General features: G+C 67.4%; 19 protein-coding genes and 1 pseudogene. 10 read left to right on the top strand and 10 right to left on the bottom strand.

The features are described 5' to 3' along the window. Positions 1-110: 110 nt before the first annotated feature. Positions 111-790 (bottom strand): annotated as a pseudogene (locus tag DYI37_RS08750) (IS3 family transposase); the annotation flags it as partial. After that, a complete protein-coding gene (locus DYI37_RS08745) occupies positions 791-1,933 on the bottom strand; it encodes an endo-1,4-beta-xylanase (protein WP_116682812.1) in 1,143 nt (380 codons plus the stop codon). Positions 1,934-1,970: 37 nt separating this feature from the next. Between DYI37_RS08745 and DYI37_RS08740 the strand changes: the two genes are divergently transcribed. Next, positions 1,971-3,284 (top strand): lipopolysaccharide biosynthesis protein, encoded by a 1,314-nt coding sequence (locus DYI37_RS08740; protein ID WP_116682811.1) that lies wholly within the window; start codon positions 1,971-1,973, stop codon positions 3,282-3,284. Here the strand turns inward: DYI37_RS08740 and DYI37_RS08735 are convergent. The 7 genes from DYI37_RS08735 to DYI37_RS08705 form a co-directional block, all read right to left on the bottom strand. Further along, complete coding sequence (locus DYI37_RS08735) at positions 3,253-4,149, bottom strand: DUF6492 family protein (RefSeq protein ID WP_245413837.1); 897 nt, start codon at positions 4,147-4,149, stop codon at positions 3,253-3,255. The two genes, DYI37_RS08740 and DYI37_RS08735, sit on opposite strands and share 32 nt — an antisense overlap. Before the next feature lie 159 nt (positions 4,150-4,308). After that, the gene (locus DYI37_RS08730; RefSeq protein ID WP_116682810.1) at positions 4,309-5,142 is read right to left on the bottom strand and encodes a WecB/TagA/CpsF family glycosyltransferase; all 834 of its coding nucleotides are present in this window, start codon (positions 5,140-5,142) and stop codon (positions 4,309-4,311) included. Beyond that, positions 5,142-6,353, bottom strand: a complete 1,212-nt coding sequence (locus DYI37_RS08725) for a glycosyltransferase family 4 protein (protein ID WP_116682809.1) — start codon at positions 6,351-6,353, stop codon at positions 5,142-5,144. Before DYI37_RS08725 ends, DYI37_RS08730 begins: the two co-directional genes overlap by 1 nt. Positions 6,354-6,550: 197 nt before the next feature. Further along, on the bottom strand, positions 6,551-7,258 hold the full coding sequence (gene hisG / locus DYI37_RS08720) for an ATP phosphoribosyltransferase (RefSeq protein ID WP_116682808.1): 708 nt from the start codon (positions 7,256-7,258) through the stop codon (positions 6,551-6,553). Next, positions 7,255-8,400 carry an ATP phosphoribosyltransferase regulatory subunit gene (locus DYI37_RS08715; RefSeq protein ID WP_116682807.1) on the bottom strand — a complete coding sequence of 382 codons (1,146 nt, stop codon included), beginning with the start codon at positions 8,398-8,400 and terminating at the stop codon, positions 7,255-7,257. The genes hisG and DYI37_RS08715 overlap by 4 nt, the downstream gene beginning before the upstream one ends. Beyond that, complete coding sequence (gene hisS, locus DYI37_RS08710) at positions 8,397-9,944, bottom strand: histidine--tRNA ligase (RefSeq protein ID WP_116682806.1); 1,548 nt, start codon at positions 9,942-9,944, stop codon at positions 8,397-8,399. The genes DYI37_RS08715 and hisS overlap by 4 nt, the downstream gene beginning before the upstream one ends. Positions 9,945-10,061: 117 nt before the next feature. After that, on the bottom strand, positions 10,062-11,078 hold the full coding sequence (locus DYI37_RS08705; RefSeq protein ID WP_116682805.1) for an LLM class flavin-dependent oxidoreductase: 1,017 nt from the start codon (positions 11,076-11,078) through the stop codon (positions 10,062-10,064). Between the two features lie 175 nt (positions 11,079-11,253). Between DYI37_RS08705 and rph the strand changes: the two genes are divergently transcribed. The 9 genes from rph to DYI37_RS08660 all read left to right on the top strand — a co-directional run bounded on the left by rph (position 11,254) and on the right by DYI37_RS08660 (position 21,880). Next, positions 11,254-11,976: a ribonuclease PH gene (gene rph / locus DYI37_RS08700; RefSeq protein WP_116682804.1), complete on the top strand. Its 723-nt coding sequence runs from the start codon at positions 11,254-11,256 to the stop codon at positions 11,974-11,976. Between the two features lie 31 nt (positions 11,977-12,007). Next, positions 12,008-12,652, top strand: coding sequence for an RdgB/HAM1 family non-canonical purine NTP pyrophosphatase (gene rdgB, locus DYI37_RS08695; protein WP_116682803.1), 645 nt, complete (start codon positions 12,008-12,010; stop codon positions 12,650-12,652). Between the two features lie 15 nt (positions 12,653-12,667). Beyond that, positions 12,668-13,864 (top strand): radical SAM family heme chaperone HemW, encoded by a 1,197-nt coding sequence (gene hemW, locus DYI37_RS08690; RefSeq protein WP_116682802.1) that lies wholly within the window; start codon positions 12,668-12,670, stop codon positions 13,862-13,864. Positions 13,865-14,139: 275 nt separating this feature from the next. Next, a complete protein-coding gene (locus tag DYI37_RS08685; RefSeq protein ID WP_116682801.1) occupies positions 14,140-15,999 on the top strand; it encodes an autotransporter domain-containing protein in 1,860 nt (619 codons plus the stop codon). A 236-nt stretch (positions 16,000-16,235) separates the two neighbouring features. Beyond that, positions 16,236-18,044, top strand: a complete 1,809-nt coding sequence (locus tag DYI37_RS08680) for a potassium/proton antiporter (protein WP_116682800.1) — start codon at positions 16,236-16,238, stop codon at positions 18,042-18,044. 173 nt (positions 18,045-18,217) lie between these two features. After that, a complete protein-coding gene (locus DYI37_RS08675) occupies positions 18,218-19,414 on the top strand; it encodes a phosphoglycerate kinase (RefSeq protein ID WP_116682799.1) in 1,197 nt (398 codons plus the stop codon). Then, positions 19,411-20,202, top strand: a complete 792-nt coding sequence (locus tag DYI37_RS08670; protein WP_116682798.1) for an SGNH/GDSL hydrolase family protein — start codon at positions 19,411-19,413, stop codon at positions 20,200-20,202. The genes DYI37_RS08675 and DYI37_RS08670 overlap by 4 nt, the downstream gene beginning before the upstream one ends. Positions 20,203-20,584: 382 nt before the next feature. Then, complete coding sequence (locus tag DYI37_RS08665; protein WP_147307903.1) at positions 20,585-21,358, top strand: DUF6030 family protein; 774 nt, start codon at positions 20,585-20,587, stop codon at positions 21,356-21,358. 255 nt (positions 21,359-21,613) lie between these two features. Continuing rightward, positions 21,614-21,880: a hypothetical protein gene (locus DYI37_RS08660; RefSeq protein ID WP_116682796.1), complete on the top strand. Its 267-nt coding sequence runs from the start codon at positions 21,614-21,616 to the stop codon at positions 21,878-21,880. Between the two features lie 202 nt (positions 21,881-22,082). Here the strand turns inward: DYI37_RS08660 and DYI37_RS08655 are convergent, their stop codons facing one another. Further along, the gene (locus DYI37_RS08655) at positions 22,083-23,093 is read right to left on the bottom strand and encodes a ligase-associated DNA damage response exonuclease (protein WP_116682795.1); all 1,011 of its coding nucleotides are present in this window, start codon (positions 23,091-23,093) and stop codon (positions 22,083-22,085) included. Between the last annotated feature and the right edge of the window lie 182 nt (positions 23,094-23,275).

The raw sequence follows: 23,275 nt of genomic DNA, 5'->3' as shown, positions 1-23,275 counted from the left end.
GGCTGGGAGGTTCTCCGGGAGAATGCGCCAGTCCACGCCCGTTGCGTCTAGTAGCGGATCGCATTCACCACCTCCCGCAGATCAACCTTCGCCTTGCGCCTGCGCTAGAAGAGATTGAAGAAGCTTTCGGCCACGGTGTTATCGTGACAGTTGCCACGACGGCTCATCGAGGGCTCGAGATTGTGGTGCTTGAGGAACGTTGCCCAATCTATCCCGGGAACTGGGAGCCCTGGTCGGAATGGATCAGGACCGCGTTCTTCGGTTTTCCACACCAGACCGCCATGAGCAATGCCTGCAGCACGACGTCGGTCGTCTGCGGGCTCTGCATCGACCATCCGATAATACGGCGGGAAAACAGGTCGATCACCACGGCCAGATAGGCAGAGCCTTCCTGGGTTCGGGTGGAAGTGATGTCTGTCACCCATGCCTTGCCCGGCGAATCGACATCGAACTGCCGGGCAAGGGCGTCGTCGACCACGACCGACGGTTTGCCACCGTAGGAACCAGGTCGACGCCTGTAGCCGATCTGCGCTTTGATGCCGGCCAACTTTGCAAGACGAGCGACCCGATTGGCGCAACTGGTCTCGCCTTGGTCGAGAAGATCGTCGTACAGTTTGCGGTAGCCCTAGACCCTGCCGCTATGCTTCCAGGCCTTCCTGATCAGATCGATCTGTCGGGCATCCTCCCGAGCCCGCCTGCTCAACGGCTTCTTCACCAATGAATAGAACCCGCCGGGTCGGATATGCAGACAACGCCACATCGCCCACACCGTGAACTGTTGGCGATCCTCTCATCGCCCGGCCGCGAGCCGGCGCTGGAGGAGATGCAGCCAGTTCTTCTCGGCATAATCCGCCGTCAGCGGCAGCGGCCGGTGCGGCGTTCCGTCGTAGCGGGGCATCACGTCCGGTATCCAGGAATAGCGGTCGGTGAGACCCCAGGTGACGACCATGGCCGGCGGCTTGTGGGCGAAGACGCCATCGAGGAAATCATCGACGAGATCGTAGGCGAGTGCGTCCATGCTCTCCGGATCCGGCGGGCTCTCCCGGTTGATCACGTCGAGTTCGGTGACGAGGAGCTCGATGCCCATCTCGTCGAGGGTGCGGTGGAAGGCTTCGAGTGCGTCCTTGTCGATCGTCCGGTCGCCGTAGAGATGGCCCTGGATGCCGAGCCCGTCGACGCGCACGCCGCCGTCCTGGAGCTGGCGCAGGAGGTCGATCATCACCGAGCGCCGGGCGTCGTAGAGGGGGCCTTCGAATTCCAGATCGTAGTCGTTGACGACGATCCGGGCCTGAGGATCGACCCGCGCCGTCGTCGAGAGCGCCAGCGGGATGTGCCGGGGACCGAGAACCCTCAGCCAGTGCGTGTCGCGCAAGGGACCCTCCTCGCGCGGATCGTAGGCCAGCGGCTCGTTGACCACGTCCCATCCGGTCAGCTTGCCGCGATAGCGGTCGCCCACCCGTTCGATATGCTCCACCAGCACCCGTTCGGCCTCCCGCTCGGAGGTGATCGCCTCCACCCAGGCCGGCGTCGAGCCCCACCACACATGGCAGGTGCCCCGCGAGAGCTTCCCGTTCGAAAGCGCCAGTTCGACGAGCCGGTCCGCCGGCTCGAAGCGCCAGACATCGCGTTCGGGATGGATCTGATCGAATTTCAGCTCGTTCATCGGCATCACGAGGTCGCAATAGCGCAGGAAAGCGGGCCCGTAGAGCGGATCGCTGTCGAGAAACTCGCTCTGGATCGCTGCGCCGAAGGGGATTTTTCGCAGAGGTTCCGCCCGCGCCCGGCCCGCGCCCGCCGCAAATGTCGAGAAGGCCGCGCCCGCGCCGGCGAGCAGCACGGAACGCCGCGTTAACGGCTCGCTCCTAAGCTGCGCGAACGGTCCGTCCCCGTCAGGATGGGACCGGGGAAGTGCGGTATCGCGACCGTCTGCCATCTGCGCATCCTTCGAACGAAGCGGAGCATCCTGCCCCATGAACACCGTGCGAGTGTTGCGCGAGAGGCTTAAGGGCGACCTAAGCGTCGTTGCCGACTACGCGTCTCTCGTCTCCGGATCGGCCGGGCGGCTGGTCCTGTCGCTGCTCTATTTCGTCTGCGTGGCGAACAGCCTGTCGATCGGCGATTTCGGCCTGTTCGCGACGGCCTCTGCCGCCGGCGTCATGCTGTCGCGGGTGTTCGGCCTCGGTTTCTATTCACCGCTCTACCGCACGGCGACCGTGCGCCCGCGCCTCATCGGCACCTATACGGCGGGCCTCCTCATCGCCTCCGCCGCCTCGCTTCCCCTCGTCGCGGTGATGGCCGCGATCTTCTATCTCCTCGCCTTCGCAGGCGAGATGAGCGCGCTGGCCTTCTCGCTGATCCTTCTTGCCGAAATCGTCGGCTGGCGCACGCTTGAGATCGTCATCGTCGTCAACAACGGCCTCGGCCGGTTCGGGCGCGGCGCGATCCTGACGATCGCGGGCACGCTTCTGAAGGCTTTGGCCGCAGTCCTGTTCTTCGCCCTTTCGGACGGCTCGCTCCTCGTCTGGTGCGCGCTCTATCTCGCCGGCAATCTCGTCGCCGCGGCCGGCTCGGTGCTTCTGTGGTATCCGCGCCAGCGGCTTAAATTCAGGCCGCGTCTCTGGCTCGCGCGCTGGCGCGACAGCGTCTCGGTCTGCGGCGCGGACGTGGTGTTCTATCTCCAGTCCGATCTCGACAAGCTTCTCGTCCTCGCCGTCGGCGGGCCGACCGCCGCCGGCATCTACGCCATCGTCATGCGCCTCGTGGACCTCACGGCCCTGCCGGTGCGCTCCTTCAACACGCTGATCGTGCAGAAGATCATGAAGGCGCCCGGCTTCCTCGACTCCTGGAAGCGGCGGATCGGCATCGAGGCGCTCGTGGCGGCCGTCTCCATCGCCGGGATCGCGGGCCTCGGCGGCATTCTCCGGTTCTTCCCGAGGGCGCTCGGCGACAATGTGGCCGATGCCGCCCCCCTCGTCCTTCTCGCGCTTCTCGTTCCCGCCTTCCGCAATCTCGTCGAATACGAGAGCGAACTCCTCTACGCGGCAGGGCGCACCGGGGTGCGGGTCGCGATGCTGGCCGGGCTTGCCGCCGCGAAGGCCGGGCTCCTCACCCTCCTCCTCCTGCAGTTCACCGAGATCGGCGAGATTCTCCTCGCCCTCAACATCTGCTTCGCGATCCTCTGGCTGGGCGCGGCGGTGACCGCCTACACCACCCTCGACCGGCATCGCCGCAGGCAGGCGGGATCCGAGCGGTTCAGCCTTCCAGTCCTGCAACCCGGCGAATGAGCCCGGTATCGGTTCCGGTGAAGGACTGGACGCCGAGGGCGATCTCCTTCGGCCTCATCGCCGAAACGAAGCGGTCGAGCGCCGCCTCGTCCAGCCGCTCGTGGTCCCAATAGGTCGCGGCGAAGGGCTCGTTGGTCTCCTCGTGGCGCTTCGTCACGCCCTCGACCTCCTCCACGAAGCGGCCGAAGATCGTGCATTCGGAGAGGATGCGCGTCGCCGCCAGCGTGCGGAAGGCGTCCTTGCCGCTCACCGCCTCGATGCGCGCATTCATGTCGCGCACGCTGTCGGTCGCCCAGGTGACGAGATTGTAGATATAGCCGGTATCGGTGTGGGGCGGCGTCTCGATGCCGAGAAGCTCGCCGGCCTTTTTCGACCAGCGCCGGTGTTCGTCCCGGTATTGCGGCAAGGCTTCGGCGACCCCGCCGGGCTTGCGATAGAAATAGGTCTTGCCGGACGCCGTCTCGAACTGGCTCGTATGGACGGGGCGCAGGAAGACCACGTCGGAATCCACCGTCACCATGGTCGTCTCCCTGAGCCGCGAGCCGAGCACGATCCGGCGCAGCTGCTGCGTGTGCCAGCCGTGCATGATCGGCCCCTTCAGGGAGAGCCAGATGCTGCGGCGGCCCCGATGGGTGAGATCTGGAACGGCGCGCAGCCACCAGGGGAAGAGGTCCCGCTCGTCGACGATCTCGCGCTTTGAGCCCTCCAGCACCTTGAACATGGCGACGTCGCGCGCCTCCACGGCGATGATGTGCCGGCTATGGCCGGTCACGCGCGCATCGATCGAATCGCACAACAGGCGGCACCGCTCGAAGTCTCCACGATAGCTTGACGTGACGATGACCTGGGACACGCGGGCTCTCATACCTTCCGTTCGTTCGTGACGGCACCGGACCGAAACATGGCCCCGGTTTTCGGACCATCCGATGCGTCGGCAGGAAACCGGAGCCTCGAACCCGATTTTCGGATCGGCTCCGAGGCTTCAAGTCCTTGGAAAAGACCCGAGGGGAACTGTCAAGCTGCCTTATTCTTCACGCATGCGGAACCGGTCGGCGAGGATACCGGCGACGAAGCTCGGATTTCCGAGGACGTAGCGCCGCCAGAGCCGGCCGGGTTCCTGCATCAGCCGCCAGACCCATTCGAGGCGTAGGCGCCGGATCACGGGCGGGGCGCGGGACACCTCACCGGCCAGGAAATCGAACAAAGCGCCGACGCCCATGGCGACACGGCCGTGGCGCGCGTCGAGATGCCGTGTCAGGAACAGCTCCTGGGCCGGAACCCCCATGGCGACGAGAACAACGTCGAAGCCGCCGGTCTGAAGATCGGCGAGCACCCGCTCCCGTCCCGCCTCGCCGAAGAAGCCGTCCGAGACCGCTGCGAAGGCGTGCCTCGGCTGGGCGGCTGCCAAGGCCGCCGCCGCCCGTTCGGCGATCCCGGGCGCACCGCCCACCAGCGCGACCCGCAAGGGCCTGCCGACCGTCTTCAGGAAGAGCGGCACGAAGTCGGTGCCATTGAGATTGGCGACGAAGGGCGCGCCGTGGAGCATCCGGGCCGCCAGATCGACGCCGATGCCGTCGGCGAGCACCGTGCACTCGCCGAGCGCGGCCCGATAGGCCTCGTCCTTGCGCGAGACATTGACGCAATGGGCGTTGAGGAAGGCGACGCGGAGCAGAGGACCGGGCAGAGCGCCGGGCATGGAGCCTGTCGCGATCGCCCGTTCGAGCCGGTCGACGATCCGCTCCGCCATGGCGTTCTCGACGGCGATGCCGGCGATCGTCAGGCGGGCGGGACCGGGCGCCGGGCCTGCCCCGATGGATGGCGAAGGCGAGCTGCCGACATCCTCGAGATCGGCGCGCATCAGGCGCAGGCCTTCTGCGGCGAGGCGGGGTGGGTCGCGGCGGCCGCAGGCTTCAGTGAGGCCGAAAGGCGCTCCAACCCTTCCGCGACCGCCTCGTCCAGAAGCGCGCGCTGGTCGCCGGCGAACCGGCTCCCGTCGAGGCGGCCGAGCCGGCCGGCCCGTTCCCGCTCCACGAGGTCGATGAGGGCCTTGGCGAAATCGCCCGGCCGGTCCGCCCGCCGCACATTGTCCGGCAGGAAGGAGACGCCACGAAGGGCTCGACCGGTGGCGACGGCCGGCATGCCCTCCTCGAAGGTCTCGAGGGTCTTCAGCTGGATGCCCGTCCCGGCCCGGGTCGCGAGCGCGAGAACCCGCGAGGCGTGAACGAAGGCCTGCGCATCCTCGACCCGGCCGAGAAAGGAGAGATTGGGTGTCGCCTTCGGGGGCTCGCCATCGAACCGCCCCGCGACGGCGATCTTGAAGTCGAGCGGGAGGAGCGGCGCCACCTCGCCCACGAACCAGTCGAGGCCCACCCGGTTCGGCGCCCAGCTCCAGGTGCCGATCAGGCCGACATCGTGGCTGCGCACGCCGTCGTCGTCCACCGGGCTGCGCCCCACCACCAGCGGCAGGGTGATGGCGCGCCGGTCGCCGGCAAGGCCGAGGCCGATCCGGTCGTCTTCGGCGAGGGTATGGATCGTCCCGGCCCTCGCACAGGTCTCGATCTCCGCACGCTCCAGAAGCTGCGCCTCGCGCCGGTAGAGCATCCGGTCGACGGCGCTGCGGGCGTTCTCGGCATTCTCCAGCGCCGAGCGATGCTCCACATTGTGGGCGATGAAGATCGTCGGATAGGCGTCGAGGAGAAACGGATAGGCCGCGGCCATCGCCATGGAGGAGAGGACGAGACCGTCGGCGGGGCCGGCGCTATCGAGGCGCTCGCGCAGTTCGCGCTCGCCGAGACGCGCGACCTTCGCCGCCATCACCGGGAGCCGGCGCCGCAGGGCGGCCGCCACCCAGGCGGCCTTCTGGAAGGGCGAGGCCGAGGCGTTCTCGATGGCGAGATCCCCGAGGCAGATCGCATTCTCCGGAATGGTCGCGCCCGGCCGCCTGTAGCCGACGAGGGTGAGGCGCACGCCGGCGCGCCGATAGGCGTCGAGAATGGACTGATTGGCGATCTCGTAGCCGGTCGAGGGATTGCCGTCGGGCAGGAGGGAGACGAGAACCAGAAGATGCATGACGAGGGCCTTTCGGCTCGCTGAGGGGAAACGAGACGAAAGAGAGAATGGCCGAAAAGGTTTGAGGGAAGGCTAAGGCGCCAGACGAGCCGGCGATTCCCGGAAACGGTTCGAGGCACGGACGGGCGAAGGCAGCCGGTTTCAAGCCCATGCATGGAGGGATGACAGGCCGGGCCCGTGAAGCCCAACCCTGGAACTCAGGCTTTCGTCCGCTCCGCGAACCGGGTCTCGAACCTGTCGGCGAGATCGCCATCCTCCTCGCAGCGCCGCCGCGTCTTCGAGCGCACGAGGCAGGCTTCGGAGCGCAGGATCGGCGCGTCCGACAGCACCTTCAGATGATTGGCCTTGAGCGTCGCGCCCGTCGAGGTGATGTCGACGATGACGTCCGCAGACCCTGCCGCCGGCGCGCCTTCCGTGGCACCGAGGCTTTCGACGATGCGATAGCTCTGGATGCCGTGATTGCGCGTGAAATGGCTCTGGGTGAGGCGCCAGTATTTCGTGGCGATGCGCAGGCGGCGCCCGTGCTTTGCGCGAAAGGCGCCGGCGACGTCGCCGAGATCGTCCATGGTCTCCACGTCCACCCAGGCCTCGGGCACCGCGACGATCACGTCGGCATGGCCGAAGCCGAGCCGCGCGACGATCGCAACGGCCGTCTCGGGCTCGGGGATCGATTCGCGGATCAGGTCCTCGCCGGTGACGCCGAAATCGATCGCGCCGTCGCGCAGCTGCCGCGCGATCTCCGAGGCCGAAAGGAGGAGGACGTCGAGACCGTCGAAGCCGGAGACCGTCGTTCGGTAGGAGCGCGCGTCGGCGGCCGGCTCGACGCGGATGCCCGCCTCGGCCAGCGTCTCGATCGCCTTGTCCTTGAGGCGGCCCTTGGAGGGGATCGCGAGGGTGATCGTCATGCGCTCTCTCCGCCGGTCACGGCCGCGCGCCGATCGGCCAGCCGCTCCATCCAGAGCGAGAAGCCGACGGCCGGAACGACCTCGCGCGCGCCCAGCAGCGTCAACAGCCGGTCGTAGCGTCCGCCGCCCGCCACCGGCTCGCCGCCGCCCACCGGGCGCATTTCGAAGACCATGCCGGTATAATAGTCGATCGGCCGGCCGAAGGCGGCCCGATAGGCGATGAGCGCGGGATCGACGCCGGCCGCCTTCAGGGCGAGGATGCGGGCCTCGAAGAAGCCGAGGGCCCGGCCGAGATCGAGAGCCGCCTCGCCTGCGAGCTGGCGCACCTTCGCACCCGCCTCCGACAGGGGGCAATGGATCGAAAGAAAGCGGCGCAACAGGTCGATCGAGGCCGCATTCAGCTTGCCGTCGGCGGCGCGCACCTTCTCGATCAGGCGCTGGGCCACCTCCTGCGGGCTGCGGCCGGAATGGGGCGGCAGGCCCGCCTCCTCCATGCGCTCGCGGATGGCGCGGATGAGAGCGCCTTCCTCGCCGGCCCGGGCAAGGTCCAGAAGCTCCGGCGTCACGTCGCCGAGGGGAATGGCCGAGGGGTCGGAGAGCGCGTCCAGAACCTGGTCGAGCTGGCGATCCTCGCCGAAGGTGCGCACCAGCCGCTTCTGCCAGCCGACCGGCAGGCCGACGGCCGAAAGCACCGCCTCGAACAGGCCCTGATCGCCGAGCACCACGTCGAGATCGCCGGTAGAGACGCCCAGCGTCTCGCAGGCCGCGAGCGCATCGGCGAGCGCTCTCGCATCGGCCTCGGCGAGCCCGGGATCGCCGAGATCCTCGATGCCGGCCTGTTCGAGTTCGCGTGGACCGTCCGGGCTCCTGGGCTGGCGGAAGACGAGGCCGCGATAGGAGTAACGGCGCGGCAGCGGCTCGTCCTTCGCGATGTGATGCAGGCAGACGGGAATGGTGAAGTCGGGGCGCAGGCACAGGTTCTCGCCCGCCTCGCCCCGCGTCAGGTAGATGCGGCGGCGCAGCGCCTCCCCCGCCGTGTCGAGATAGGGCTCGGCCGGCTGCACGATGTCCATGGCGATCGGCACCGCACCGCGCAGGGCGAAGAGATCGGCGAGCCCGTCCGTCTGCGGCGACAGGCTCATCGCGCGCGCGTTCCGGCCTGGCGGGCGAGGATCGCTTTTACCGCGTCCACCATCTGCGCCTCGTCGACGAGTTCCTGGCCGGCCCGCGCCTCGCGCCATTCGGCATTGTCGGTGATCTCGGCGGACAGCTCCTTGCCGAGCGCCAGATCCTTCACCTGCACCTTGCCGGCCGCCTTCTCGTCCTCGCCCTGGATGACGACGCAAGGAGAGTTGCGGCGATCGGCATATTGCAGCTGCTTGCCGAACTGCTTCGGATTGCCCTGGAAGACCTCGACGGGAACCGGCGGCGCCGACGGATCGGCGTTGAGAGCGCTGCGCAGCCTGGTCGCCATGGCCTGATAATCGGCCATGCGGGTCTTATCCATCACGGTGACGACCACCGGCCCGGCGCGTTCCTCGGTTTCCAGGCGGCCGAGATTCTTCAGCGCCGTCATCAGCCGGGAGACGCCGATGGAAAAGCCCGTCGCCGGCACCGGCTGGCTCATGAAGCGCGAGACCAGCCCGTCATAGCGCCCGCCACCGCCGACCGAGCCGAACTGGACCTTCTGGCCCTTCTCGTTGACGACATCGAAGAGGAGTTCGGCCTCGAAGACCGGGCCCGTGTAGTATTCGAGGCCACGGACGACGGAGGGGTCAATGTAGATTCGCTTCGAGTCGTAGCCTGCAGACTCGACGAAAGACGTGATAGTTACCAACTCCTCAACGCCCGCAGCGAATGTGGACACAGTCATGAACTTAGAGTTCTGAAGCGTATATGCGGCTGTGTTAGACCCAACCCCGCGGAACTCTAGCTCAGTGAACTGAAGAACCGAAAGTAGATCTGCGATTTGCTCGCGAGACAAACCCGCACCCGGCGTGAAATCTCCGCTCTCGTCCTTCCGGCCTTCGCCCAGCAGCAGCCGCACGCCCTCGACGCCAAACTTGTCCAGCTTGTCGATCGCACGCAGCACCGTCAGGCGCCGGCCCGCATTCTCCTCGCCGCCGAGGCCGATCGCCTCCAGCACCCCGTCCAGGACTTTCCGGTTGTTCACCCGGATCACGTACTGGCCGCGCGGAATGCCCAGCGCCTCCATCGTGTCGGCCATCATCATCGCCATCTCGGCATCGGCCGAGACGTTCGGCGCCCCGACGATATCGGCGTCGAACTGCATGAACTGGCGGAAGCGGCCCGGTCCCGGCTTCTCGTTGCGGAAGACATAGCCCGCACGATAGGAACGATAGGGCTTCGGCAGCGCCTCGTAGTTCTCAGCCACGAACCGGGCGAGCGGCGCCGTCAGGTCGTAGCGCAGGCTCATCCACTGTTCGTCGTCGTCCTGCAGCGAGAACACGCCCTCGTTCGGGCGGTCCGAATCGGGCAGGAACTTGCCGAGCGCGTCGGTAAATTCGAAGACCGGCGTCTCCACCGGCTCGAACCCGTAGCTTTCATAGACGCGCCGAATGGTGGCGAGCATCGCCTCCTGGGCGCGCAGGTCCCCCGCCTCCCGGTCGACGAAGCCGCGCGGCAGGCGCGGGGCGACGCGCTTGGGCTTCTTGTCCTTGGCCATGGGATAGGTTCCGTCCGTTCGTCATCGTGAGTTCGCGGCAGGCTCTAGCCGATGGATTTTGGACCGACAAGTTTTGCGGGTGATCGCCATGCGGGGCGGAGGGCGGAAGCGTGCCCCTCAGGCCGCCTCGCGCCGAGCCTCGCCGATGGCCCGCATGGCCTCGGCCGCGATCCGGTGGCTCTCCTTGCGCTTGGCGTGATCGTGGATCTGGCTGGTCAGGATGATCTCGTCCGGCCGGTAGCGGCCGATCAGCCCCTCCAGCGCCGTCCTGACGCTCTCGGGCGAGCCGACCGCCGAGACGCGCAGCGCCTCGTGCACCCCGGCGAGGATGCCCGGATGGGCGCTTGCCTCGAAATCCTCGATCGGGCGCGGCAGCTTGCCGGGCCGTCCCGAGCGCAGATTGGCGAAGGCCTGCTGCATCGAACTCATCAGGAAGCGCGCCTCCGCGTCGCTCGCCGCCCCGAAGACGTTCGCCGCCAGGATGAAATAGGGCTCGGGGAAGCGCTCGGACGGCCGATAGGTGCTGCGATAGACATCGATCGCCTGCTCCAGCGCCCCCGGCGCGAAATGCGAGGCGAAAGCATAGGGAAGGCCGAGATAGGCGGCGAGCTGCGCGCCATAGAGGCTCGAGCCGAGAATGGTGATCGGGATCTCCGTGCCCTCGCCCGGGATCGCCCGCACCCGGCCCGGCGTGCCGTCGTCCTTGGCGAAATAGCCCATCAGATCCACCACGTCCTGGGGGAAGCTGTCGGTAGCGCTCATCGCCCGGCGAAGGGCCATCGCCGTCTTCTGGTCGGTGCCCGGCGCCCGGCCGAGGCCGAGATCGACGCGCCCCGGATAGAGTTCGGCGAGCGTGCCGAAGGCTTCCGCCACCATCAGCGGCGAGTGATTGGGCAGCATGATGCCGCCCGAGCCGATGCGGATCGTCTTCGTTTTCGAGGCCACATATCCGAGCGCGACCGCCGTCGCGGCGCTGGCGATCCCCTCCATGTTGTGATGCTCCGCCATCCAGTAGCGCTTGTAGCCGAGCGCCTCCGCATGGGCCGCGAGATCGGCCGAATTGCGCAGGGCCTCGCCGGTGGTCGAACCTTCCGGAACGGGCGAGAGATCGAGAACGGAATAGGGAATGGACATGGGGCTTGCCTCGAGGGGTCTGTTCGGCGTCTTGATCCCGATATGGGAAGCCTGCTTGCCGTGCGAAAGCGGGCGGCGTTGAACACGGCCTTCACCCCCCGCCTTCCCTCGGCCATCCATCCCCGTTAGAAGCGCGCCAATCCTTAACGGTCATTCTGAAATCGCGGACCCTCTCATGCGCCCATCCAAACGCCCCGCCGACGCCCTGCGCGAGGTGAGCCTCGAAACCGGCGTCAACCGCCATGCGGAAGGCTCCTGCCTCGTCAAGTTCGGCGAGACCCATGTCCTCTGCCTCGCCTCCCTCGAAGAGCGCGTGCCGCCCTTCCTCAGGAATTCCGGCAAGGGCTGGGTGACGGCCGAATACGGCATGCTGCCCCGCGCCACCGGCGACCGGATGCGCCGCGAGGCTTCCGCCGGCAAGCAGTCCGGCCGCACCCAGGAAATCCAGCGCCTCATCGGCCGCTCCCTGCGCGCCGTCGTCGACATGGGCGCTCTCGGCGAGCGCCAGATCACGGTCGATTGCGACGTGATCCAGGCCGATGGCGGCACCCGCACGGCCGCCATCACGGGTGGCTATGTGGCACTCGCCGAATGCCTGAAATGGATGGAGACGCGGGGCATGGTCACCCGCAAGAACGTCCTGAAGGGCCATGTGGCGGCCATCTCCTGCGGCATCTACAAGAACGAGCCGGTGCTCGATCTCGACTATGCCGAGGATTCGACGGCCGAGACGGATGCGAACTTCGTCATGACGGGCGCCGGCGGTATCGTGGAGATCCAGGGCACGGCGGAGGGCGCCCCCTTCTCCCAGGACGAGTTCCTGAAGCTCCTCGATCTGGCACGCAAGGGCATCGGCGAACTGGTCGAAGCCCAGGCCAAGGCCCTCGGCGACGCCTGATCGGCCGCCGGACGACGCGAAAGGACAGGTGATGGCGCTTTTGAAACCCGAGGACGGCCCGCTTCTCGTCGCGAGCCACAATCGCGGCAAGATCTGGGAAATCCGCGAGCTCATGGAGCCGTTCGGCTTCGAGGTCACCTCGGCGGCCGAGAAGAACCTCGCCGATCCCGAGGAAACCGGCACCACCTACGAGGCGAATGCCGAAATCAAGGCGCTCGCCTCCCATGCGGCCACCGGCCTTGCCTGCCTGTCGGACGATTCCGGGCTCTCGATCGAGGCGCTGAACGGCGATCCGGGCATCTATTCGGCGCGCTGGGCGGGCGAGCCGCGCGACTTCGACCAGGCCATGCGCCTGGTGGAGGAGAAGCTCCAGGCCGCCGGCGCGACGACGCCGGACAAGCGCCGGGCCACCTTCGTCGCGGTCCTCTGCCTGGCGATGCCCTCGGGCGAGACCCATCTCTTCAGGGGAGAGGTCGAGGGCGAGATCGTCTGGCCGCCGCGCGGCGATCTCGGCTTCGGCTACGATCCGATCTTCCTGCCGGACGGCCTCGGCAAGACCTTCGGCGAGATGATGTCGGCCGAGAAGCACGCCTGGAAGCCGGGGCAGCCCGATGCCCTGTCCCACCGCGCCCGGGCCTTCCAGAAGTTCGCGCGCGCGGCACTCGGAACACAGTAGAGACCCGTTCATTCCATGAGCCTCCTCGCAGAACGTCAGCCCAACGTACTCGACTTCAAGCCGGTCTCCCCCGAGCCCGGCTTCGGGGTCTACGTGCATTGGCCGTTCTGCGCGGCCAAGTGCCCCTATTGCGACTTCAACAGCCATGTCCGCATGAAGCCGATCGATCAGGCGCGCTATGCCGCCGCCTTCGAGCGGGAGCTTGCGGAGATGGGCCGGCGCTCGAAGGGCGAACGCGTCACCTCGATCTTCCTGGGCGGCGGCACGCCCTCCCTGATGGAGCCGGCGACGGTCGGCATCATCCTCAACGCCATCGCCAATATCTGGACCGTCGCCCCCGATGCCGAGATCACGCTGGAGGCGAACCCTTCCAGCGTCGAGGCGACGCGCTTTCGCGGCTATCGCTCGGCCGGCGTCAACCGGGTCTCCCTCGGCGTCCAGGCCCTCAACGATCGCGACCTGAAGCGGCTCGGCCGCCTGCACGACGTGGACGAGGCGCTGCGCGCCATCGGCCTTGCCCGCGAGATCTTCCCGCGCCTGTCCTTCGACCTCATCTATGCAAGGCCCGACCAGACCGTGGCGGCATGGGAGGCCGAACTTGCCCGCGCCATCGATCTGGCGGCCGATCACCTGTCGCTCTACCAGCTCACAATCGAGGAGGGCACGGCCTTCCACGCCCTGCACGCGGCGGGCAAGCTGATCGTGCCGGACGGCGATCTGTCCGCCGATCTCTACGAGGCGACGCAGGTCCTCACCCGCTCGCGCGGCCTGCCGGCCTACGAGATATCGAACCACGCGGTTCCAGGCGCCGAGAGCCGGCACAATCTCACCTATTGGCGCTATGGCCTCTATGCCGGCGTCGGTCCCGGCGCCCATGGCCGCCTGTGCTACGACGGTCATCGCTTCGCCACCGCCAACGAGACCCTGCCCGAGACCTGGCTGCAGATGGTCGAGGACTGGGACCACGGCATGGTGGTCGAGGAGGCGCTGAGCCTCTCCGAACAGGCCGACGAACTCCTGCTGATGGGCCTGCGCCTCGTGGAAGGCATCGACGTCAAACGCTGGAGCCGCCTGTCCGGCCGCCCGATCGACGAGCGCGCCGAGCGCGATCTCACCGAACACGGCATGATCGAGCGCATCGGCAGCGACCGCCTGCGCTGCACGCCGGCTGGCATGCTGGTTCTCGACGCCGTGGTCGCCGACCTCGCCTGAACCGGCCGACCCGGGACGCCTAGAGCATCGGACCGAAAAGTGGACCCGGTTTTCGGCCCATCCGATCCGTCAGCAAGAAACTGGAGCCTCGGACCCGATTCTTAAATCGGGTCCGAGGCTCCAGGGCAAAAGCGCCCGGCATCCCTGCATCATGTGTGCTTCGCCGGGCACAAGCCCCGCTCGGAATCGCGCCCGATGGCGGGCTCGTCGTTTCCCGTCTTGCCATGATCGCGCGAACGCGGTTCGCTCTCGCCTAGGCTCGGGGGGAGTTCATCATGACCATCATTCGAAATCTAATTCTGGCGACGACGGCGATCGTCTCGCTCGGCGCGGCTGCAACGGCGAGCGCCCAGGAGATCGGCACCGTCATCGCCTTCGGCGACAGTCTCAGCGACAACGGCAATCTCTTCGCCGTCAGCGGCACGCCGAACTCGCCGCCCTATTTCGCCGGCCGCTTTTCCAACGGCCCGGTCCTCACCGAACGCCTGAACGGGCCGATGCAGCGCGCCGGCGCGGCAAGCCTGGGCGGCGTGCGGATCGACCCCAACGCCAACCAGAACTACGCCTTCGGCGGGGCGCGGGCCAATCCGAACGCGAACACGCCGCCCGACATCTACGACCAGATCGGCTTCTTCACCGTCCAGGACGGACGCTTCGCGCCGAACGACGTGGTCACGCTCTATGCCGGTGCGAACGACATCTTCGCCACGCTCCAGACGCCCGGCATCACGCCTGCCGGCATCGCGTCCGGCTCGGCCGCAGCGGCCCGCGACGTCGCCGGTGCGGCGAGCCTTCTCGGGCGCATCGGCGCGCCGCGCGTGGTTGTTCCGAACCTGCCGAATCTCGGCGCGATCCCGCGCCTCAATTCCGATCCGCTCGCATCCTTCGCCGGCACCTCGGCGACGGGCGTCTTCAACGAGCGGCTCGGGGCCAATCTCGAAGGCGTCGCCGCGGCCAATCCGGGCAGCGACTACTACTATGTGGACGTCCGCCGCCTCGCCGACGCCATCGTCGCCGACCCCCAGCGCTTCGGCTTCACGAACGTCACCACGGCCTGCCTCGCGGTCCCCTCCTGCCGCACGGCGCCGGCCGCCCAGCAGAACCAGTTTCTCTATTTCGACGACGTCCATCCGACGACGGCCGGCCATGCCCTCTACTCGGCGCTGATCCTCGACTATCTGACGGCCGCCGATCAGGCAGCGGCGGCGGGAGCCATGTCGGAGACCGCCTTTGCGGACCGTCTGCGACAGGTCCGGTCGACCTATGAGCGCGGCGCCGATTTCGCCGCGGCCTCGCGTGCCGGAACCGCGCGGGCCGGCGCCTATGCGAACGTCGACGGCCTCGTCTACGACCGGGACGCCGGTGGCGGCATCGGGTCCTACGACTATTCCTCGGGCGGCGTGACGATCGGCTACGAGACCCCCATCGGCGAACGGGTCCTTGCCGGCGTCTCGGCCTCCTTCGCGGCCGGCAGCGCGGACGACAGCCGGTTCGAATTCGACACGCGGAGCTTTGCGGCCGACGTCTACGCGACGATGCTCTTCGGCCCGGCCCATCTCACCGCATCGGCCGGCATCGCCCATGTGGATTTCGACGATATCGAGCGCCGGACCCTCCTGCCGATGGTGACCAACCAGGGCGGCAACACCAATGCGGCCCTTGCCGATATCGGTCTTTCGGCAGGCTACGACATCCTCCTCGGGCAGCTCGTCGTCACCCCGAACGCCTCGCTCACCTATGCCCATTTCGATGTGGACGGCTTTACCGAAACGGGCCTTGCCGCCCGGATCGCCTATGGCGGATACGACCGCGACGCGCTCTACGGTTCGGCCGGCATCGATCTGTCCTACGATGCGAGCCTAGGCGGGCGCATGGCGACCCTCACCGGCACCATCGCCTACGAGGACGAACTCCTCTCCAACGACGACGGACTGGTCTCGCGCATCGACGGCAGCCCGAACCGGGCGCGCGTGACGGGCTTCGGCGACCTGCCGGGTCGAGGCTTCGTTCTCGGCGCGGGGGCCAAGACCGCTCTCGGCGATGCGACCAGCATCGCGGCCTCCTATTCGGTCGGCTTCGGCGACGAGATCGACCAGAGCCACGAAGGGCGCATCTCCCTCGGCATCGCCTTCTGAGGGTACGGGACTTTTCCCCGCTCCGTCTTCCAAACAGCGAGCCGGCCGCCTCGACGGCCGGTTTTTGCGTTGCGCCGCGAAAATTGAGGTGGCCCTCGGCCCGATCCGGCGCATATGGTGGTAGCCAACCATCCATCACGCAACAGGCACGCCGCAGGGCGTTCCGAAATCCCCGCTGAAGAACAGACGACGCCGGACGAACCCATCCGGTGCGAACGGTTGTGGAAAGCGCATCGATGCTCGACGAGCTCTACATCATCATTCTCGTGGGCACGGTCCTCGTCCTTCTTGCGGCCTTTTCCAGCCTGCTCGCGTCGCGTTTCGGCACGCCCCTCCTGCTTCTCTTCCTGTCCGTGGGCCTGTTCGCGGGAACGGACGGTCTCGGCCTCGAATTCAACGATGCCGCGCTCGCCTATTTCATCGGCAATCTGGCGCTGGCGGTCATTCTCTTCGATTCCGGCTTTCAGACCCCCATCGCCACCTTCCGGCAGGCGGCGGGTCCCGCGATCACGCTCGCGACCGTCGGAGTCATGGGAACGTCCCTGCTCTTCGGTCTCTTCGCCGAATGGCTGCTCGGCGTCGGCCTTCTCGAAGGCATGCTCCTCGGCGCCATCGTCGGCTCGACCGATGCGGCCGCCGTCTTCTTCCTCCTGAAGACCAGCGGCATCATCCTGCGCGACCGGGTGAAATCGCTGCTCGAGATCGAATCCGGGACCAACGACCCGATGGCGATCTTCCTGACCATCGCCCTCGTCGAGGCGGTGCGCCAGGGCGGCGGCGTGGAGACGCTCGGCGCCGATGTCGTGCTCGGCTTCTTCGAGCAGATGGGCCTCGGCCTCATCCTCGGCCTTGCCGGCGGCTACGGCATCTCGTTCTTCATCGAGAAGCTGAGCGTCGATCGCGGCCTTCTGCCGATCCTCATCATCGCCCTTGCCATCGCGCTCTTCGCGCTCACCGGCGCCATTGGCGGATCCGGCTTCCTCGCCGTCTACGTGGCCGGGCTCTATGCCGGCAATCGGGGCCTCAAGCGTGCCGCCACGCTGAAGCGCTTCCAGGACGGCATGACCTGGCTCGCCCAAATCGTGATGTTCCTCATCCTCGGCCTCCTCGCAACGCCGCGCGATTTCGACACGATCCTGGTGCCGGGCATCCTGCTCGCCCTCTTCCTGATCTTCGTCGCCCGCCCGATCGCGGTCTCGCTCTGCCTCATCCCGTTCGGCTTCCGCCGGCGCGAGACCGTGTTCGTCTCATGGGTGGGCCTTCGCGGCGCGGTCTCGATCCTGCTTGCGATCCTGCCGATCCTCGCGGGCCTCCAGGTCTCGGGGCAGTTCTTCAACATCGCCTTCGTCATCGTCCTCACCTCCCTCCTCCTTCAGGGCTGGACGCTGGCCAGCGTCTCGCGCTGGCTGAAGCTGACGGTGCCCAAGCGCATCGGGCCGATCGAGAAATACGAGCTGGAGCTTCCCGGCGGCGCCCAGCACGAGCTTCTCTCCTACAGGGTCGTGGAAGGCTCGCCGGTCGCGACGGGCGCGCGGGTGCCGCGCTGGGCGCGGCCATCCCTCGTCATCCGCGACGGGCGGTCCATGCGCTACCAGTATGCCGGCCGCCTCCAGCCGGGCGACTACGTCTTCCTGTTCATCTCGCCGCGCTTTCCGCCCCTTCTAGACCGTCTCTTCGCGAGCCCCGCCCCGGTCGCCGAGGACGACGAGGAGTTCTTCGGCGAGTTCACGATCAATCCCGCCTCGCCCGCCCAGTCGCTCGCCGAGGCCTACGGGTTTCAGCTGCCGGAAGAGGAGCGTGACCTCAAGGTCTCCGAACTCATCGGCAAGCGCCTCGGCGGCCATCCGTCCTATGGCGACCGCACCCTCGTCGGCACGGTCGAGATGATCGTGCGCGAGACCAACGAGGAGGGCGAGGTGACGAGCGCCGGTCTCTCGCTGACGCCGACGCCGGATACCTTCCTTCCCTTCCCCGTTCCGAAAGGCCCCAAGGACGCGCTCGATCTCCTGAAAAAGGGCGCCCGCCGCATTCTCGGGAAGAGTTGAGCGCCGCAAGCATCGGACCGAAAGCTGCGACCGGCTTCCTGCCGCCGGTCCGACGCACGCTTTCGCTTGCCCGAGAGCCCGTCGCCGCCCTAGAAGATTGGAACGACACCAGGTGATCTGCGGCAGCACGCCCTCCCGCCGGATCCTTCACTCAACGCCCGGATACGCGACATATGGCTTTCACCTTCAGAACCCTCGACGATGCGGACGTGACCGGCAAGAGGGTGCTTCTTCGCGTCGACTTCAACCTTCCCATGAAGGACGGCCGGGTCACCGACGCGACCCGGATCGACCGGGCGCTGCCGACCATCAAGGAGCTGTCCGACAAGGGCGCCCGGGTGATCCTTCTCGCCCATTTCGGCAGGCCCAAGGGCAAGCCCAATGCCGAGATGACGCTCGCGCCGATCGCGCCGGTCCTGTCCGAGCGGCTCGGCCGACCCGTGGGCTTTGCCGACGACTGCATCGGCACCGTCGCGGCCGGGATCGTCGAGGTCCTGAAGGACGGCGACGTGGTGCTTCTGGAAAACACCCGCTTCCACGCCGGTGAGGAGGCCAACGAGGCAGAGTTCTGCGAGAGCCTCGCCTCGCTCGGCGATCTCTACGTCAACGACGCCTTCTCCGCCGCCCACCGCGCCCATGCCTCGACGGAGGGCCTCGCCCATCATCTGCCGTCCTATGCCGGACGCACCATGCAGGCCGAGATCGAGGCCCTGCAGAAGGGCCTGGAATCCCCCGAGCCACCGGTGCTCGCCATTGTCGGCGGCTCCAAGGTCTCCACCAAGATCGACGTTCTCACCAATCTGATCGACCGGGTGGACATTCTCGTCATCGGCGGCGGCATGGCGAACACCTTCCTGGCGGCCAAGGGGATCGATGTCGGCAAGTCTCTCTGCGAGCACGATCTCGGCGACACCGCCCGCTCCATCATGACCCGCGCCGAGGAGAAGGGCTGCGAGATCGTCCTGCCGGTCGACGTCGTTCTCGCGCGCGGCCTGCGCTCGGGCGCGCCCACCGAGACCGTTCCGGTCGAAGAGACGCCGGAGGACATGATGATCCTCGATGCCGGCCCGAAATCGCTGGAGATGGTCAAGCAGCGCATGGACGGAGCGAAGACCCTCGTCTGGAACGGCCCGCTCGGCGCCTTCGAGACCGAGCCCTTCGACGTCGCGACCATGGGAGCCGCCCACCATGCGGCGGAGCTGTCGCGCGCGGGCAGGCTCGTCTCGATCGCTGGCGGCGGCGATACGGTCGCCGCCCTCAACCAGGCCGGCGTCAGCGAGGACTTCACCTATATTTCGACCGCCGGCGGCGCCTTCCTCGAATGGATGGAAGGCAAGGCCCTGCCGGGCGTGGAGGTCTTGAAGGAATGAGCCAGGGACACCTCCAGAACCTGTCTCCGGTGTTCGATCCGTTCGGAGCCGGCGGCGTCGCGGCATCGTCGAAGACGGCGCTGATCTCTTGGCTTCTCTTGCCGGTTTATATCTGGCAGGGCCTCAGGGCGCGCCGCTCGATCCTGCGCATGGGGCCGCCCATCGGCTCGCTGTCGGGCCTCGTCGGAACCGACCAGATCCGCGAGGCGGCCGTACGCCTTCTCGTTCTCGGCGATTCCAGCGCCGCAGGCGTCGGCGTCGGCCGGATGGAGGATTCTCTCGGCCCGAAGCTCGCCGAGCGCATCCATGCGCTGACCGGACGATCGGTGTTCTGGCGCAATGCCGGCTGCAACTCTGCCGTCAGCGCAGATGTCCGCGATCACGTGGTCCCCAATCTCGCCCGCGAGGCCTTCACGCATATCGTCCTGATGGTCGGCACCAACGATGCCAAGAACTTCCACGGTGCGCGCCGCTTCAAGAAGAGCTTCGGAACGCTTCTTTACGCCTTGAGGACGAAATGGCCCGAGGCACGCATCGTCTGGGCGCCGCCCGTGGACTTCAAGCGCGTGCCGGCGCTGCCCAAGGGGCTCGCGCATGTCCTGGAACTGCGGGCCCGGATCATCCGCCGGATGGGAACGAGCCTGTGCTACGAGCGCGGCGCCGTCACCGCCACCACCTTGCCGAGGGTCGAGCCGCACGGCTTTGCCCGTGACGGCTTCCATGCCTCCGAGGCCGGCTATGTCTACTATGCCGATCACCTCCTCGACTATGTGGTGCCGGGTCGCTGAGCGCCTTCCTCGGCACCGGCGGCCCTGAAATTGTCCGGTGGAGGCCGCTTCGCCGCCCGCCGGTCCTCGCGCACGTTTCCCTTTTCGATCAACGGGTTGGCGGCGAGGCGAACGGCTTGGCTCCACTGGCGGCGCACCGGCATGCGCGAACCTTGTCGGGCTCGCCCCTTTCTAGCCGAAATCCTGTCCTATTTTCATCACCGATATCGGGCCTTCCGGCCAGTGGCGATGCTCGCGCTCGCGTGCACTCCAAAGGCCGTATGTTTCGACCGAAAGCCCAGGGGATGGGCGGGCGGTCGAATGGGAACGGGCCGATGATGCTGAAACGAGTGGGGACCCCTTGCCAATGAGCCGTTGGAATCCGGTTTGTCGCGCGCGGCAGTTGAAGACCTTGGTCGGTGACGATCACGGCGGCGGCGATCTCCTCATTCGGTTCTGCGGCAGCACCTCCTTCCGCTTCATGCTGCTGGCATTCGCCGTCTGCGGCGCGACCTTCGCGGTGCGAACGAGCGATGCCTTCCAGACCGCACAGATCCGTGCGATCGACGCGCAGACCGCAGGGGACGTCGCAAAGGCTGCCACCATCGCCTCGGCCGAGATCAAACCGGCGACCGAGATCAACGCAGCCGAGCCGCGTCTCCTGAAGACCGCCTCCCTCGAACGTATCCAGCCCGAACCCGTTTCAGCGCCCGAACCGGCGCGGATCGCGAGCGACATTCCGGGGCTGGCGGATGCAGCCTCCCTCTGCAAGTCCTTCGGCGATGCCGTCTGGGCCGAAAGCGCCCTCTTTGCCGGACACAAGGAATGCGCCTCGCGCGAGACGAGCGAGGGCTTCGCCATCGATCGCGTGGCGCGCGGCAGCGAAGCAGGCCGGATCGACGAGATCCGTCTGAAGCTCGACGTCGAGGACGAGACGGCGTCCGCCTATGCCGGCGTCACCCTCGGATCTGAACTCGGCGACGCCCTCGCGCTCGCCGAACTCCAGGCCCCCTCGGGCTTCCTGAAGAGCGTGACCAGCCTCGAGGACGCAAGGGCGGAGACCGAAAAGGCCGACTTCCGGCTGGAGCGGGAGGTCGCGAGCCCCGATCGCTACACCCTCGTCGTGGCGACGAAAACCGCCGACGACGAGACCGTTCCGGTGCGTCACCGTCCGTGACATCGGATATGAGGGCGGGCTGAGGCGGCCGCCCTGGGGCGAAGGCCAACCCTTGGCAAAATGCCGCCGCCCCTCTCCTTCGGAAACATTGCCGCTCCATATTGGTTGACATCGGATGGGGAGGCGGCAGTCGCCTGATCTCTCCGCCCGGCCGATCGCAGGCCCCGAAAGCGCACGAAAGCGTTGCGCTGCAGGTCGTGTGCGAGGCCCGACGAAACCGCACGAAGTGTGCCCAAGGAGAACGGACCGAACCGAATGGCTGAAAAATTGAAACCGGACGAAGCCAGGCAAGGACGCGCCGGAAAGCCGATCCTCATCGTCCTGATCGTCGGCATCGTCCTGGTCGTCCTCGGTTATGTGATCATCGGCGGAATCGGGGTCGCGACGGAGCCGGACGGGTCCCTCGAGCAGACCGAGACCCTCGACGCTCCCGATCCGGCGACCACCGCCGTCGAGGGCAACACGGTGACGCCGTCCGAGGCCGAGCCGCAAGAGAACGAAGGCGTTCGCGTTCCCCAGTAGTTCGGGTTTTTGAGGAAGCGGGTGCTCCCGCGCACGGGCCGGGCACACCGTTCATCGAATTGCACTTCGAACCCGCACCCTCTCCCGGGCTGCGGGTTCGTTTCGTTTCCGGTCCCGCGCAAGCTTTCGGGCGCGTGCCGCAGCTCTCGCCTTTGCGTCGCGACGATCCGGCCGATCCGGCCGATCCGGGCCATCCGGCGGCTCAATCGGTCTCGTCTTCGTATCCCACCAGATGCAAGGGTCTTGCCCTGACGCCGGCGAGTTCGCACCAGCGCACCAGTGCCTCCTCGCGGCCATGGGTCACCCAGACCTCGCTCGCCTCCACATCCCGGATGGTCTGCGTCAACTCGTCCCAGTCGGCATGGTCGGAGAGGATGAGCGGCAGTTCCACGCCGCGCTGTCGCGCCCGCTGACGCACCCGCATCCAGCCGGAGGCGAAGCAGGCGACCGGATCGGGAAACCGCCGGGCCCACTTGTCCGCGAAGGCCGACGGCGTTCCGACCACGAGAGCGCCGGCAAAATCGCCCTTCCGCCCCCCTTCCACGGTCGCCGGCTCCAGAATGCCGAGATCGACGCCCTCTCGCTGATAGTAATCGCACAGCTTGCGAAGCGCCCCGTGGATATAGATCGGGGCGTCGTAGCCCGTCTCGCGCACGTGCCGGATGACGCGCTGCGCCTTTCCGAGCGCATAGGCGCCGACGATATGCGCCCGCTCCGGAAAGCGGATCATCGAAGCCATCAGCTTGTCCACCTCCGAGGCCGTGTCCGGGTGCCTGAAGACCGGGAGCGCGAAGGTCGCCTCGGTGATGAACACGTCGCACCGGACCGGTTCGAACCGCGCGCAGGTCGGATCGCGCCGTCGCTTGTAGTCCCCGGAGGCGACGATCTTCAGCCCTTTCCATTCGACGGCGATCTGGGCCGAGCCGAAGACGTGGCCGGCCGGATGGAAGCTGACGCTCACATCGCCGATCGAGACCGGCCTGCCGGGTTCGGCGACCTGCCGTGTCTCGCAGAAGTCCTCCCCGTAGCGGATCGCCATGATGTCCAGCGTCTCGCGCGTCGCCATCACGGCCCGGTTGCCCGGCCTTGCATGGTCGGCGTGACCATGGGTGACGAGCGCGCGGTCGACCCGGCCGACCGGGTCGATGTAGAAGTCTCCGGGCGGGCAGTAGAGGCCCTTGGGCGTCGGATGGAGGAGATCGTCGGGTTTCATGCCCCGCATCTAGGGCGGCCTTGGAGCGGGGCGAAACGGTCCCGCCGGGCGTTTCGTCCCACCGGCGCGAGACGCCAGGACCCGCAGGTCCCGCGAGTGTCTGCGGCGTCTGGCCCCGTCGCCGTCGCTGCGCTCCCGCAAAGGCACCGCGGCTCGCCAGAGACCTGCCTCGCATCGGGGTG

The organism is Fulvimarina endophytica (assembly GCF_003403015.1).
Lineage (GTDB): Bacteria > Pseudomonadota > Alphaproteobacteria > Rhizobiales > Rhizobiaceae > Fulvimarina > Fulvimarina endophytica.
This window is presented reverse-complemented; position numbering and strand designations above follow the sequence as displayed.

What these genes read in the sequence shown, in the direction of transcription:
- DYI37_RS08745 (WP_116682812.1), bottom strand. Translation starts at nt 1,933, where the DNA reads ATGGCAGACGGTCGCGATACCGCACTTCCCCGGTCCCATCCTGACGGG.
- DYI37_RS08740 (WP_116682811.1), top strand. Translation starts at nt 1,971, where the DNA reads ATGAACACCGTGCGAGTGTTGCGCGAGAGGCTTAAGGGCGACCTAAGC.
- DYI37_RS08735 (WP_245413837.1), bottom strand. Translation starts at nt 4,149, where the DNA reads ATGAGAGCCCGCGTGTCCCAGGTCATCGTCACGTCAAGCTATCGTGGA.
- DYI37_RS08730 (WP_116682810.1), bottom strand. Translation starts at nt 5,142, where the DNA reads ATGCGCGCCGATCTCGAGGATGTCGGCAGCTCGCCTTCGCCATCCATC.
- DYI37_RS08725 (WP_116682809.1), bottom strand. Translation starts at nt 6,353, where the DNA reads ATGCATCTTCTGGTTCTCGTCTCCCTCCTGCCCGACGGCAATCCCTCG.
- hisG (WP_116682808.1), bottom strand. Translation starts at nt 7,258, where the DNA reads ATGACGATCACCCTCGCGATCCCCTCCAAGGGCCGCCTCAAGGACAAG.
- DYI37_RS08715 (WP_116682807.1), bottom strand. Translation starts at nt 8,400, where the DNA reads ATGAGCCTGTCGCCGCAGACGGACGGGCTCGCCGATCTCTTCGCCCTG.
- hisS (WP_116682806.1), bottom strand. Translation starts at nt 9,944, where the DNA reads ATGGCCAAGGACAAGAAGCCCAAGCGCGTCGCCCCGCGCCTGCCGCGC.
- DYI37_RS08705 (WP_116682805.1), bottom strand. Translation starts at nt 11,078, where the DNA reads ATGTCCATTCCCTATTCCGTTCTCGATCTCTCGCCCGTTCCGGAAGGT.
- rph (WP_116682804.1), top strand. Translation starts at nt 11,254, where the DNA reads ATGCGCCCATCCAAACGCCCCGCCGACGCCCTGCGCGAGGTGAGCCTC.
- rdgB (WP_116682803.1), top strand. Translation starts at nt 12,008, where the DNA reads ATGGCGCTTTTGAAACCCGAGGACGGCCCGCTTCTCGTCGCGAGCCAC.
- hemW (WP_116682802.1), top strand. Translation starts at nt 12,668, where the DNA reads ATGAGCCTCCTCGCAGAACGTCAGCCCAACGTACTCGACTTCAAGCCG.
- DYI37_RS08685 (WP_116682801.1), top strand. Translation starts at nt 14,140, where the DNA reads ATGACCATCATTCGAAATCTAATTCTGGCGACGACGGCGATCGTCTCG.
- DYI37_RS08680 (WP_116682800.1), top strand. Translation starts at nt 16,236, where the DNA reads ATGCTCGACGAGCTCTACATCATCATTCTCGTGGGCACGGTCCTCGTC.
- DYI37_RS08675 (WP_116682799.1), top strand. Translation starts at nt 18,218, where the DNA reads ATGGCTTTCACCTTCAGAACCCTCGACGATGCGGACGTGACCGGCAAG.
- DYI37_RS08670 (WP_116682798.1), top strand. Translation starts at nt 19,411, where the DNA reads ATGAGCCAGGGACACCTCCAGAACCTGTCTCCGGTGTTCGATCCGTTC.
- DYI37_RS08660 (WP_116682796.1), top strand. Translation starts at nt 21,614, where the DNA reads ATGGCTGAAAAATTGAAACCGGACGAAGCCAGGCAAGGACGCGCCGGA.
- DYI37_RS08655 (WP_116682795.1), bottom strand. Translation starts at nt 23,093, where the DNA reads ATGAAACCCGACGATCTCCTCCATCCGACGCCCAAGGGCCTCTACTGC.